Here is an 11,550-nt window from a genome sequence, read left to right as displayed (position 1 = left end):
ACGATGGCGCGGCCGGCAGCCTTGATCGCGGCGCGCGCTTCGAACAGGCCGTAAAGCTCCGAGCCTTTGTGGAATAGCGGGGTTTCCGGCGAATTGAGGTATTTCGGCTCCCCCTGGCCGAGTACCCGGCCGCCGAAGCCGACTATCCGGCCCTTGGCGTTCTTGATGGGGAACATGATGCGGTCGCGGAAGCGGTCGTAGCGTCGATTGTCGCCATCGACGACCAAACCGGAGGCGGCGAGGGTGTCCGCCGTGTAATCGGCGAAAACCTGCTTCAGCGGGGACCATCCATCCGGTGCGTAGCCGATGCCGTAGCGGGCGGCGATGGTACCGGTCAGTCCGCGCCGTTTCAAATAGTCGATGGCATGCGGCGTCTGCTTCAGCTGTTTTTTATAGAACTGCGCGGCCTGCTCCAGTGCGTCCCACAGCGCCGGCGGCGGCTTGGGCCGGTCGGGTTCGCCGGATTCGGGCACCGGCAGGCCCACGTCCTGGGCCAGCGCCCCGACTGCGTCGGGAAAGCTCATGTGCTCGTATTCCATCAGGAAGCCGAGCGCGGTGCCGTGTGCGCCGCAGCCGAAGCAGTGGTAGAACTGTTTGGTCGGACTGACCGTGAAGGAAGGGGTTTTTTCGCTGTGAAAGGGACAGCAGGCCTGGTAGTTCTGCCCGGCTTTTTTCAGTGGCACGCGCCGATCGATGACGTCGACGATGTCGACGCGGGCAAGCAGGGTGTCGATGAAATCGCGCGGGATCATGGTTACTGCATGATAAACCCGGGCGAGCGCCGGGTGGCGCTCAGCCCGCGAGGCGGGCTTTGATCAGCGCGGAAACCTGGCCCATGTCGGCACGGCCGGCGAGGCGGGGCTTCAACAGTCCCATGACCTTGCCCATATCACGGGCAGAGGCCGCACCGGATTCGGCAATGGCCGCTGCGACCTCGGCCTCGACCTCTGCGACAGAGAGCTGTTCGGGCAGGTAGTCTTGCAAGACAACGAGTTCGGCCTGCTCCGCCGCCACCAGGTCATCCCTGCCGGCAGCCTGAAACTGGCTGATCGAATCCTTGCGCTGCTTGATGAGTTTTTCGACGATGCCGCTGACCGCCGCATCGTCCGGTTCGATGCGTTCGTCAACTTCTTTCTGCTTGATCGCAGCGAGCAACAGGCGAATCGTACCGAGGCGCGCCGTTTCCTTGGCGCGCATGGCTGCTTTCATGTCGTCGGTAATGCGTGCCTTGAGCGACATGGGGACGTGATTCTGCGTGAATGCAGAATCAATACATCTTGGGAGGGAGTTGCTGGCCGCGCAGGCGCTTGCTCTGGCGCTTGACGGCGGCGGCGAGTTTGCGCTTGCGTTCGGCGGTGGGCTTCTCGTAGAACTCGCGGGCGCGCAGTTCGGTCAGAAGGCCGACTTTTTCGATGGAACGCTTGAAGCGGCGCAGGGCGACATCAAACGGCTCGTTTTCTTTGACTTTGACGTGGGGCATCTGAAGTTGGCTTCCGGGAAAGCTTCCTGTGAACTGGAAAAACAAGAATAATAACAAGCCCACGAGCTTTTTTCCAGTCCCCCGCTTTAACTCCCCTATGCTGGTGCTTGGCGTCGAATCCTCCTGCGATGAAACCGGTGTCGCGCTGTATGACAGCGTGCACGGCCTGCTCGCGCATGCGTTGTATTCGCAGATCGCAATGCACAACGAATACGGCGGGGTGGTGCCTGAACTGGCGTCGCGCGACCATATCCGGCGCGTGTTGCCGCTGACCCGCCAGGTCCTGGCAGAGGGTGGCCGCACGCTGGCCGACCTCGATGGCATTGCCTACACCCAGGGGCCCGGACTGGCGGGCGCCTTGCTGGTGGGGGCTGGGATGGCGCGCGCGCTGGCCTTCGCGCTGGATATTTCCGCGGTCGGCGTGCACCATCTGGAAGGCCATATGCTGTCGCCGCTGATTTCCGATACGCCGCCGGAATTCCCCTTTGTCGCCTTGCTGGTATCGGGCGGGCACACGCAGCTGATGCTGGTGTCCGGCGTTGGGCGCTACACCCTGCTGGGCGAAACGCTGGACGATGCAGCGGGCGAGGCCTTCGACAAGACCGCGCAACTGCTTGGCCTGGGCTATCCGGGCGGCCCCGCGCTGTCGAGACTGGCGGCAACCGGCGATGCCGGCCGTTTCAGCCTGCCGCGGCCGATGCTCAATTCGGGCGATTTCGATTTCAGCTTTTCCGGTCTCAAGACAGCGGTGCTGACGCTGGTGCGCAAGCAGGGTCTGGAACAGGCGGCGGATATCGCGGCGGCCTTCCAGGTCGCGGCGGTGGAGGTGCTGGTGAGCAAGAGCCTGGCAGCTTGCGCGCGCAGTGGTGCGACGCGGCTGGTGGTGGCGGGGGGAGTGGGTGCCAACGCCCATTTGCGCGAGCGGCTCACGCGCGAAGCGGCCGCACGCGGCGTCACCGTGTTCTACCCGCGATTGGAGTTCTGCACCGACAACGGCGCGATGATCGCCTTCGCCGGCGCGCAGCGGCTGGCACATGCGGGCAGCAGCGATCTGACGTTTGCGGTCAAGCCGCGTTGGGAACTGGCTGCGCTCGACGCGGTGTGAACTACTGCCGGAGCATGGGGTAGGCCTGACGCAAGGCCTTCAGCCATTTTTCGCTGCCGGTGAGCTGCGCGATCTGTTCGGGGAACAGCAAAAAACCCGCCAGCACCGCCATCAGGCAGACCAGGATCACCGTGCCGAAAATGCTTTCCGGCCGCAAAACACCCCAGTAGCGACTGACCAGGAACAGCGTGTCTTTCCTGTGTTCCGACATCGACACCCAGCGGCGCAGCAGCTTCACCGCGAGGTAGGCCGCATAGCCTCCGGCCAGCGAGGCAAACACGATGCGGAACAGGGCGAACACGTCGAGCCCGCCGCCGAGATACTGGTGGTACAGCCAGGACACGAAGCCCAGCGACAGCGAGGCCAGAATCGCGATGGCGACGTTGATGAACAGGCGCCGTCGCTCACGTGCAAGGTCGCGCTGCCGCTCGATGAAGAAGCCGTCGACTTCCTGCTTGAAGTATTCGACCTTTTCCTGCACCAGGGCGGAGATTTCCGTTTTGGCGCGGACGATGCGCTCGTCCATCAGCGTGCCGAGCTTTTCGCCGGCGTAATCGACCAGCTCGCGCACGTCGTCCTTGGTGAACTGTCGCTGTTCGTGCAGTTCGTCGGAAATCTTGTCGAGCTTGGCGTCGATTTCCTGGCTGGCCTGCCAGATGACGTCCTTGAGTTCGGTGCCGGCCTGCGAGACGCCGACCTTCACCACATCCGCCAGGCGCTCGCCGGCGTGGTCGATCGCCTCGCGCGACACTTCGGCGAGGCTCTCCTTTGCGTGATCGATGGTTTTGTCGAACAGGGCCATGTCAGGTGAGCCGTGCCTATTTGCTGGCGCCGATGCGGGCTTCCTGGCCGGTCGCCAGCTTGATGAGGTTGTTCTTGTGACGATAGACCAGCAGCAGCGCGATCACCAGCACACTCATGGCCACATCGTCCCAGCCCATCAGCAGCCCCGCGTAGACCGGAGCGAGCACCGCGGTGGTCAGCGCGGCGAGCGAGGAAATGCGGAACACCCCTGCCATGAGCAGCCAGGTGGCGAGGCACGCCAGCCCGAGCCAGGGATTGAGCCCGACGAGTACGCCGAGCGCGGTGGCCACGCCCTTGCCGCCCTGGAAACGGAAAAACACGGGGAACAGGTGGCCGATGAACACCGCCAGCGCGCACAGCAGGGCAATGTCCTCGCCGAGGCCGAACTGCGGCGCCAGCAGGCGCGCCAGCATCACCGCCACCCAGCCCTTGAGGGCGTCGCCGAGCAGCGTCAGTGCGGCTGCGGCTTTGCGCCCGGTGCGCAGCACATTGGTGGCGCCGGGGTTGCCCGACCCGAAGCTGCGCGGATCGGGTAGGCGCATGGCGCGGCTGACGATCACGGCAAACGATAACGAGCCCAGCAGGTAGGCGACAGCAATAAACAACAGCGTGGTCATAAACAAGTCAGTAAAATGGCGCGTTTGGGTTGGGCCCACGGGGGCTGCGCGATGGATATTTTATTTTTGCGGGACTTCCGTCTCGAACTGATTATCGGCATATACGAGTGGGAACGCAAAGTGCCGCAACCGGTGCGGCTTGATCTGGAGATCGGCCTGCCCCACAGCAAGGCCGGCGGCACCGACAACGTGGCCGACACCATCGACTACGGCGCGGTGGCCCAGCGGGTGAAGGAATACCTGCACAACGCGCCGCAACCCATCACCCTGGTCGAATCGGTGGCCGAACACGTCGCCGCCATTGTGCGCGATGAATTCGGCGCGCCGTGGGTGAAGGTGTCGGTGACCAAATTCGCCATCGTGCCGGGGATCAAGGAACTCGGCATCACCATCGAGCGCGGTATGCGACTGTGAGTCTGGAGCACATGGCCGCAATGGCGGCCATCCTGCTGGCGGCGTATCTCATCCGTGGCATCACCGGCTTTGGCTCGGGGCTGATTTCGGTGCCCTTGCTGGCGCTGTTTCTGCCGTTGCAGTTTGTCGTGCCTTTGATCCTGCTGCTGGATTTCACCGCATCGATCGTGATCGGGGGCCTTAACTTCAAGCGCGTGCATTGGAACGAAATCGGCATCCTGATTCCGTTCGGCATCGTTGGCGTGGTGCTGGGTACCAGCCTGCTGGTCAATCTGTCGCCAGAACCCATGTTGATTGCGCTGGCTGGATTCGTCTTCGTTTTTGCCGTGCGCAGCGTGCTCGATATCCGCGGCGACAGACCGGCTTCGCGCGCCTGGGCAGCGCCGGCCGCGCTCACCGGCGGCACCGTGGGGGCCTTGTTCGGCACCGGCGGGCCGCCGTACGTGATCTACCTGACCCACCGCATCCGCGATAAAAGCGATTTGCGCGCGACGTTTTCGGCGCTGTTCTTTACCGAGGGGCTGACGCGCATCGCCAGCTTTCTGGTTGCCGGACTATTGATGACGGCCGAGGTGTGGACCGCGTATTTGGCCGCACTGCCGCTGGTGCTGGGTGCGTTGTATCTGGGCGGGCGCGTGCATGTGGGCCTGAGCCAGGCACAGATGACGCGGCTGGTCGGCGTGCTGTTGCTGGTATCGAGCATATCGTTGTTATTCAAGGCCCTGAATGCATGAGTGAAACCGAATCGCTGCATTTTCAATCCGTCTCGTTCACCGGGCTGGCGCCGGGTGCGCGCCTGATCGTGCTGGGTGCGGTGCACGGTAATGAAACCTGTGGCACGCAGGCGATCCGTCAGGTGATTGCGGAGATCGAGTCCGGCCGACTGGGTATTGCCAAGGGCAGCGTGACGTTCGTGCCGGTCACCAATCCGCTGGCCTATGCCCGCCATCGGCGCATGGGCGACCGCAATCTCAACCGCAACCTTGCGCCCACCGACACGCCGCTTGAGTTCGAGGACCGCATCGCCAACTGGCTGTGCCCCCTGCTGGCGCAGCACGACGCGCTGCTCGACCTGCATTCGTTCCACACGGCGGGCGAGCCCTTCGTGATGTTGGGGCCGCAAGACAATAACGGCGCGCTGGAGCCGTTTGCGCGCGCGGCCGAGGAAACGGCACTGGCGTTGCGTCTGGGCGTGCGTCGCTTCGTCGATGGCTGGCTCGACACCTACGCGGCGGGCGTCGCGCGCCGCCTGGCGGCGGGGGTGTCGGCACGCGAAGCCGACGTGCATTACGGCGTCGGCACCACCGAATACATGCGGGCCCAGGGCGGCATCGCGCTCACGCTCGAATGCGGCCAGCACGACGATCCCGCCGCGCCCGCAGTGGCCTATCGTGCGCTGCACAACACGCTGGCGCACCTGGGCCTGACGGCGGCGGAGGATCCGGCGCCGGTGACGGCTACCGAAACGTTGCGCCTGTATCAGGTCATCGACCGCGCCCATCCTGACGACACCTTTGCATGTGGCTGGTCGAGTTTCGACCGTGTGCGTGCCGGCGAAATGATCGGTATGCGCCACGACGGCACGCCGGTGACGGCGGATCGCGATGGCTGCATCGTGTTTCCCAATCCGGGGGCGCTGCCGGGGCAGGAGTGGTTTTATCTGGCGAGTCCGAGCATGCGGGTGTGAGGGTCAGCCGCGCGGATGATGCTGTGCATGCAGCTGTTTCAGCCGCTCGCGCGCCACATGGGTGTAAATCTGCGTGGTCGAAATGTCGCTGTGCCCGAGCAGCATCTGCACGACCCGCAGGTCGGCGCCATGGTTCAGCAGATGGGTGGCAAATGCGTGGCGCAGCGTGTGCGGCGACAGCGGGCGCGTGATTCCGGCAAGGCGGGCGCGGCGCTTGATGAGGTACCAGAACGCCTGCCGCGTCATGCCGCCGCCACGCGCGGTGATGAACATCGCATCGCTCGGCTGCTTTCCCTGCAAGAGCGGGCGGGCGTCTGACAGATAGCGCTGCAGCCACAGCACCGCTTCCTCGCCCAGCGGCACCAGACGGTCTTTGTTGCCCTTGCCGGTCACGCGCAGCACGCCGTCGCCGAGATTGACCGCTGCCAGCTTCAGACCCACCAGCTCCGATACCCGCAAGCCGGTGGCGTACAGGGTTTCCAGCATCGCACGGTCGCGCAGTCCCGGCGGCGTGTCGGGAGCGGTGCTGTCGAGCAGGCGCGCCACATCGGCCTCGGTCAGCGTCTTGGGCAGCGCGCGCGGCAGCTTGGGGCTGTCCAGATTGAGTGTGGGGTCGGTGGCGATCAGGCGTTCGCGCAACAGATAACGATAAAACCGCTTCAGTGCCGAGGTGTAGCGGGCTGCGCTGCGGGGCTGGGTGCGGCAGGCGAAACGCCACGCCAGATAGGCTTCGAGATCGCCCGCCACGGCGGCATCGAGTCCACGGGCGCGTTCCTTCTCCAGCCAGGCGGCAAAGCTTTCCAGATCGCGCCGGTAGGCTGCCAGCGTCAGGTTCGCCAGCCCGTCTTCCAGCCACAGGTGATCGCAAAACCGCTCAATCAGCGCGTCGCTCATGCACCAGCAGCCAGGTTTTCACGTCCAGCGGCGCGCCGCCGGACGAATGCATGAAGCCGCCCAGGCCGTGTGCCGCCACCACGCGATGGCAGGGGATGAGGATGGGCAAGGGGTTGGATCCGCATGCCTGCCCCACCGCGCGTGCGGCGGTGCCGAGCCGTTTTGCCAGTGCGCCATAGGTGGTCGGCTGTCCGGGCGGAATGCCCAGCAGCGCGTGCCACACCCGCAACTGGAACGGCGTGCCCTGCGGCACGAAGAGCAGATCGAAAACGTGGGCGGGGTCGTTCCAGTAGGCATCCAGTTCGCGGGCCAGCTGCCGGACGCGGCTGTCCCGCCGCGCAGAAACAGGCGTGTCTACCGGCAAAAAATCCAGCCGCGTCAGCGCATCGCCGGTGAAGCCGGCGCCGAGGCAGCACATCGGGGCGGAAAGAATGGCGTCGTAGGCATGCATGAACACCATTCTAGCCGAGGCTTGCGTGCGCTCCGGCTAGAACAGCGGTACCAGCTTGTAGCCCTGGGTTTGCCAGCCGACCAGCGAAATGAAGCCGTCGCCCACCAGTTGCATGCCGGGCAGGATCGTCGCGTTGTCCACATTGAACACGCGGGTGGCGACGGCGCACACTTCATGCCTGACGCCGAGGTCGTTCAGTGCCTTGACGTGGCTGGCGATGGCCTTGAGGCTGTCGCCGTGTTCCAGTTCGAGTTCGCCATCCGGCGCCGTGGTCAGAAAGCGGACCGTGGGGCCGATGTAGACGATCACGAAATCGGGTTTTACCCCTTGCCGCAGCATGCCGGCATGGGTGCCCTTGATGATGTCGAGATAGAACGCGGTTTTTTTGGGGTCGGCAAAATCGATCAGGAACACGCCTTTGCCTTGCTTGACGCCCCGCAGGGCGTGGCTGTCGTTGATGGGGGACGAAAGGGCGAAGCCGCTGAAGGCCAGCAGCATCAGGGTGGCGAGACGGATGAAAATGCGTTTCATGATGGGGGAGGACTCCGTGGGGTGAAGCGGGATCGCGCCGATCGCTATTCGCGCGGGCCGGCGCTGGCCTGGCGGACGGCGTCGAGATCGACCAGGCTGCAGCTGGTCTTGCGGCAGGCCAGGCAATCGTCCGTGCCGGGAATCTGTTCGAAGGCACAGGCGCGCGCTTTCAGCATGGCCCAATCGGCGGTGGCGTAAGCATGCGAGGGTAGATTGGGCGGGTAGTACACGCAGCCGAAACAATAGGTTTCGACCGCCCGGCTGGGGGTGTCCGACATGAGAATGGTTTCCTTTCCGGGTTTCATGACGTCGCCACCGCCCGCCAGGCGCAGGCCCATACTTCGTCCAGGTAAGTCGGCAAGGGATGCGGCAGAATGCCGTCCAGGCGTGCGGTAATCATCCGGATGGGGCCGCCGAACAGGCAGGTGGAGGCGACCATGGCGTCCATTTGACGGATTTCCCCGCGTGCCATGCCGCGACTGACCATCTCGCGCATTCGGGCAAATGGGCGCGAGGAGCAGACCGGCGGCTCGTCGGGCAAGAATTCCCGATGCCGCGCATACAAGATGAAGGCCATTGCCTGGGGCTGCGTCTCGGTCAGCGCGAACAGGCGCGTTACCAACTCGCGAGCCCGATCATGGCTGCTGTCCGCCTGACGCTCGATTTCGTCGATGAGTTGCAGCATGCGGGCGGTTAGCGTCGCGTACAGCGCGCGGGCCAGCCCTTCCTTGTCGCCGAAATGGTGATAGATCGAGCCGATGCTTACGCCGGCCGTGCGGCTGATGTCATGCACCGAAGTCGCGAAATACCCTCTGTCGGTGAACAGGTTCAGGGCGGCATCCAGAACCAGGGTGCGCGTGTCTTCGCGCTGAGCGGCGATTTCAGGCATGGCGGAGTAATTAGAACGAACGTTCGTTCTAATTTATGGCGAGACGCGGCCGGAGTCAAGCGCCCTGATTTGCCAGATCAAGGCGAAGTTAGGCAGCACCAACAAAAACGCCCGCACGAAGCGGGCATTTTTGTTGGCGCAGAAGGAGGCTTATTCGGCAGCCGCTGCAGTTGCCTTGCGGCTGGGCAGCTTTTCCTTGATGCGGGCGGATTTGCCGGAACGCTCGCGCAGGTAGTACAGCTTGGCGCGGCGCACGTCGCCGCGGCGCTTGACTTCGATGCCGGCGACCAGCGGCGAGTAGGTCTGGAAGGTGCGCTCGACGCCTTCGCCTGCGGAGATCTTGCGCACGGTGAAGGCGGAGTTGAGGCCGCGGTTGCGCTTGGCGATGACCACGCCTTCGTAGGCCTGCAGACGCTCGCGGGCACCTTCCTTCACTTTCACCTGGACGACGATGGTGTCGCCGGGGGCGAATTCGGGGATGGTTTTGCCCAGGCGGGCGATTTCTTCCTGCTCGAGTTGCTCGATGATGTTCATGACGTTTCCTTGCATCTGGCGTGATAGGTGCACCGCTGCGGGTGGACGTCGCGCCGTTTCATATTGGCCCGGGATTACCGGACCGCTTCGTTCTGCTGCGCCCCGGATAGGTGCGTAGCGAGAATATCCTGTTCCTGTTTCGACAACACGCGCCCGGCCAGCAGATCGGGGCGATGCGTTGCCGTGATCGTCAGGCTTTGCTGCAACCGCCATTGTGCAATCGCGGCGTGGTTGCCGCTTTTCAACACGTCCGGCACCGCCATGCCCTGCCACACCTCGGGCCGGGTGTAGTGCGGGCAGTCGAGCAGGCCATTGGCGAAGGAGTCCTCCACCGCCGAATCCGCATCGTTCAACGCGCCCGGCAGTTGCCGGATGAGGGCGTCCATCAGTGCGAGCGCGGGGAGTTCGCCACCCGACAGCACAAAGTCGCCGAGCGAGAGTTCCTCGTCCACGCGGCGCTGCAACAGCCGCTCGTCGATGCCCTCATAACGCCCGCACAGCAACACCAGCGCAGGCTTTTCCTTCAGTTCCATCACCCGCCGATGCGTCAGCGGGCGGCCGCGGGGTGAAAAATGCACCACCCACGGCATCGAATTTTCGCTGGCAAGCTCCTGCTGCACCGCGTTCAGTGCGCGCTCCAGCGGCTCGGCCAGCATCAGCATCCCGGGGCCGCCACCGTAAGGGCGGTCGTCCACCGTGCGGTGCGGATCGTCGGTGAAATCGCGCGGATTCCAGGCTTTGAACCGGTACAGTCCGCGATCCAGCGCGCGCCGGGTGATGCCGTAATCCAGCACGGCGTCGAACATCTCGGCGAAGAGCGTGACCGCGTCGAAGCGCATCAGTAGTCTTCGCCCCAGTCCACCTCGATCGTCCCGCTGGCCAGATCGACCTTGCCGACGAAGGCCGCGACGAACGGAATCAGGTGCTCGCGCGCACCCTTGACGACCAGCAGATCGTTCGCCCCGCTTTCCATCAGGCTGTCGACCTTGCCCAGCTCGATGCCTTCGCGGTTGACCACGCTCAGGCCGATCAGGTCGGACCAGTAGAACTCGTTTTCTTCCGGCGGCGGCAGATCGCGTTTCGCCACCGAGATTTCCTGTCCGCGCAGGGCATATGCCGCGTCGCGGTCGTCGATGCCGGCCAGCTTGGCGACCAGGGCCTTGCCATGGTCCTGAACGATCTCGACGCGGTAATGCGCCTGCTGCTCGCCGCGCCCGACGCGCCAGGATTCGAAATCCATCAGCGCGCCCGGGTCTTCGCTGTAGGGCTGGACCTTGACCCAGCCCTTGATGCCGAACGGGGCGGCGATGCGCCCCATAACGACCCAGTCGTTATTCAATGCGGACAGCCGCCCCAGGCTTCTTGTGCAGCCAGATCAGGCAGCGGCAGCGGGCTTGTTCTGCTTGACCAGACGGGCGACGGTGTCGGACATCTGCGCGCCGTGGCTCACCCAATAGCCGATGCGTTCCTGGTCCAGGCGCACGGCTTCGGCACCTGCAGCGGCCACCGGATTGTAGAAGCCGACGCGCTCGATGAAGCGGCCATCACGGCGACAGCGCGAATCGGCCACCACCACGTTGTAGAAGGGACGGTTTTTGGCGCCGCCGCGCGAAAGACGAATAACGACCATGATTCAACCCACCGGGTAAACGGAGAAAACCGCGAATTATACTCAAAAACCCCGAGCTTGCCAGTGGGCAGGCTTTACCGCATTCCAGGCAGCATGCCCTTCATGCCGCGCATCATCTTGGACAGGCCGCCCTTGCCCATCATTTTCATCATTTTCTGCGCCTGCTCGAACTGGTTCAGCAGTTTGTTGACCTCCTGTACCTGCACCCCCGCGCCGGCGGCGATACGGCGCTTGCGGCTGGCCTTGATGATTTCGGGTTTGCGGCGCTCCAGCGGGGTCATGCTGTTGATGATGCCCTCCACCCGGTTGACGGCCTTGTCGTCGGCGCCAGCCGGGATCGGCATCTGGCCGGCGCCCGGCAGCTTGTCCATCAGCGCGGACAGTCCGCCCATCTTGCGCATCTGCTGGATTTGCGTCTTGAAGTCTTCGAGGTCGAAGTCCTTGCCCTTCTTGACCTTGTCGGCGAGTTTTTTCGCTTCGGCGAGGTCGACCGAGCCTTGTGCCTGCTCGATCA

General features: G+C 64.2%; 18 protein-coding genes and 1 pseudogene. 4 read left to right on the top strand and 15 right to left on the bottom strand.

What is annotated here, in order from left to right; all coding sequences use genetic code 11:
- From dnaG to rpsU, 3 genes are all read right to left on the bottom strand, one after another.
- Nucleotides 1-752 (bottom strand): DNA primase (gene dnaG, locus BGO62_RS06305; protein WP_296640318.1); only part of this gene is annotated, 752 nt, incomplete at its 3' end.
- Between the two features lie 40 nt (nt 753-792).
- On the bottom strand, nt 793-1,239 hold the full coding sequence (locus BGO62_RS06300; RefSeq protein WP_296640314.1) for a GatB/YqeY domain-containing protein: 447 nt from the start codon (nt 1,237-1,239) through the stop codon (nt 793-795).
- A 28-nt stretch (nt 1,240-1,267) separates the two neighbouring features.
- Nucleotides 1,268-1,480 carry a 30S ribosomal protein S21 gene (rpsU, locus tag BGO62_RS06295; RefSeq protein ID WP_018078141.1) on the bottom strand — a complete coding sequence of 71 codons (213 nt, stop codon included), beginning with the start codon at nt 1,478-1,480 and terminating at the stop codon, nt 1,268-1,270.
- A gap of 97 nt (nt 1,481-1,577) precedes the next feature.
- Here rpsU and tsaD point away from each other — a divergent pair, with 97 nt between their 5' ends.
- A complete protein-coding gene (gene tsaD, locus BGO62_RS06290; protein ID WP_296640307.1) occupies nt 1,578-2,585 on the top strand; it encodes a tRNA (adenosine(37)-N6)-threonylcarbamoyltransferase complex transferase subunit TsaD in 1,008 nt (335 codons plus the stop codon).
- Nucleotide 2,586: 1 nt separating this feature from the next.
- On the opposite strand, the gene BGO62_RS06285 is transcribed toward tsaD, so the two are convergent.
- Complete coding sequence (locus tag BGO62_RS06285) at nt 2,587-3,387, bottom strand: hypothetical protein (RefSeq protein ID WP_296640305.1); 801 nt, start codon at nt 3,385-3,387, stop codon at nt 2,587-2,589.
- A 16-nt stretch (nt 3,388-3,403) separates the two neighbouring features.
- Nucleotides 3,404-4,006 (bottom strand): glycerol-3-phosphate 1-O-acyltransferase PlsY, encoded by a 603-nt coding sequence (gene plsY, locus BGO62_RS06280; RefSeq protein ID WP_296640303.1) that lies wholly within the window; start codon nt 4,004-4,006, stop codon nt 3,404-3,406.
- Between the two features lie 51 nt (nt 4,007-4,057).
- Between plsY and BGO62_RS06275 the strand changes: the two genes are divergently transcribed.
- Genes BGO62_RS06275 through BGO62_RS06265 form a run of 3 tightly spaced genes read left to right on the top strand, consistent with a single transcriptional unit; the run spans nt 4,058 to nt 6,107 of the window.
- Complete coding sequence (locus tag BGO62_RS06275; RefSeq protein ID WP_296640301.1) at nt 4,058-4,420, top strand: dihydroneopterin aldolase; 363 nt, start codon at nt 4,058-4,060, stop codon at nt 4,418-4,420.
- Nucleotides 4,333-5,154, top strand: a complete 822-nt coding sequence (locus BGO62_RS06270; RefSeq protein WP_296640299.1) for a sulfite exporter TauE/SafE family protein — start codon at nt 4,333-4,335, stop codon at nt 5,152-5,154. The genes BGO62_RS06275 and BGO62_RS06270 overlap by 88 nt, the downstream gene beginning before the upstream one ends.
- Nucleotides 5,151-6,107: a succinylglutamate desuccinylase/aspartoacylase family protein gene (locus BGO62_RS06265; RefSeq protein ID WP_296640297.1), complete on the top strand. Its 957-nt coding sequence runs from the start codon at nt 5,151-5,153 to the stop codon at nt 6,105-6,107. The genes BGO62_RS06270 and BGO62_RS06265 overlap by 4 nt, the downstream gene beginning before the upstream one ends.
- A gap of 3 nt (nt 6,108-6,110) precedes the next feature.
- Here the strand turns inward: BGO62_RS06265 and xerD are convergent, their stop codons facing one another.
- The 10 genes and pseudogenes from xerD to BGO62_RS06215 all read right to left on the bottom strand — a co-directional run.
- The gene (xerD, locus tag BGO62_RS06260) at nt 6,111-7,001 is read right to left on the bottom strand and encodes a site-specific tyrosine recombinase XerD (RefSeq protein ID WP_296640295.1); all 891 of its coding nucleotides are present in this window, start codon (nt 6,999-7,001) and stop codon (nt 6,111-6,113) included.
- Nucleotides 6,982-7,461 (bottom strand): methylated-DNA--[protein]-cysteine S-methyltransferase, encoded by a 480-nt coding sequence (locus tag BGO62_RS06255; protein WP_296640294.1) that lies wholly within the window; start codon nt 7,459-7,461, stop codon nt 6,982-6,984. Before BGO62_RS06255 ends, xerD begins: the two co-directional genes overlap by 20 nt.
- Nucleotides 7,462-7,488: 27 nt before the next feature.
- Complete coding sequence (locus tag BGO62_RS06250; RefSeq protein ID WP_296640293.1) at nt 7,489-7,983, bottom strand: DsrE family protein; 495 nt, start codon at nt 7,981-7,983, stop codon at nt 7,489-7,491.
- A 44-nt stretch (nt 7,984-8,027) separates the two neighbouring features.
- Complete coding sequence (locus BGO62_RS06245) at nt 8,028-8,288, bottom strand: hypothetical protein (protein ID WP_296640291.1); 261 nt, start codon at nt 8,286-8,288, stop codon at nt 8,028-8,030.
- Complete coding sequence (locus BGO62_RS06240; protein ID WP_296640290.1) at nt 8,285-8,872, bottom strand: TetR/AcrR family transcriptional regulator; 588 nt, start codon at nt 8,870-8,872, stop codon at nt 8,285-8,287. Before BGO62_RS06240 ends, BGO62_RS06245 begins: the two co-directional genes overlap by 4 nt.
- Before the next feature lie 150 nt (nt 8,873-9,022).
- The gene (gene rplS, locus BGO62_RS06235; protein ID WP_296640289.1) at nt 9,023-9,406 is read right to left on the bottom strand and encodes a 50S ribosomal protein L19; all 384 of its coding nucleotides are present in this window, start codon (nt 9,404-9,406) and stop codon (nt 9,023-9,025) included.
- 74 nt (nt 9,407-9,480) lie between these two features.
- Nucleotides 9,481-10,245: a tRNA (guanosine(37)-N1)-methyltransferase TrmD gene (gene trmD, locus BGO62_RS06230; protein ID WP_296640288.1), complete on the bottom strand. Its 765-nt coding sequence runs from the start codon at nt 10,243-10,245 to the stop codon at nt 9,481-9,483.
- On the bottom strand, nt 10,245-10,745 hold the full coding sequence (gene rimM / locus BGO62_RS06225) for a ribosome maturation factor RimM (protein WP_296640287.1): 501 nt from the start codon (nt 10,743-10,745) through the stop codon (nt 10,245-10,247). Before rimM ends, trmD begins: the two co-directional genes overlap by 1 nt.
- A 36-nt stretch (nt 10,746-10,781) precedes the next feature.
- Nucleotides 10,782-11,036 carry a 30S ribosomal protein S16 gene (gene rpsP, locus BGO62_RS06220; RefSeq protein WP_296640285.1) on the bottom strand — a complete coding sequence of 85 codons (255 nt, stop codon included), beginning with the start codon at nt 11,034-11,036 and terminating at the stop codon, nt 10,782-10,784.
- Nucleotides 11,037-11,110: 74 nt separating this feature from the next.
- A pseudogene (locus BGO62_RS06215) lies at nt 11,111-11,550 on the bottom strand (signal recognition particle protein); the annotation flags it as partial.

The sequence above is a fragment of the Thiobacillus sp. 65-1402 genome (genome assembly GCF_001897685.1).
Taxonomy (GTDB): domain Bacteria; phylum Pseudomonadota; class Gammaproteobacteria; order Burkholderiales; family Thiobacillaceae; genus Thiobacillus.
This window is presented reverse-complemented; position numbering and strand designations above follow the sequence as displayed.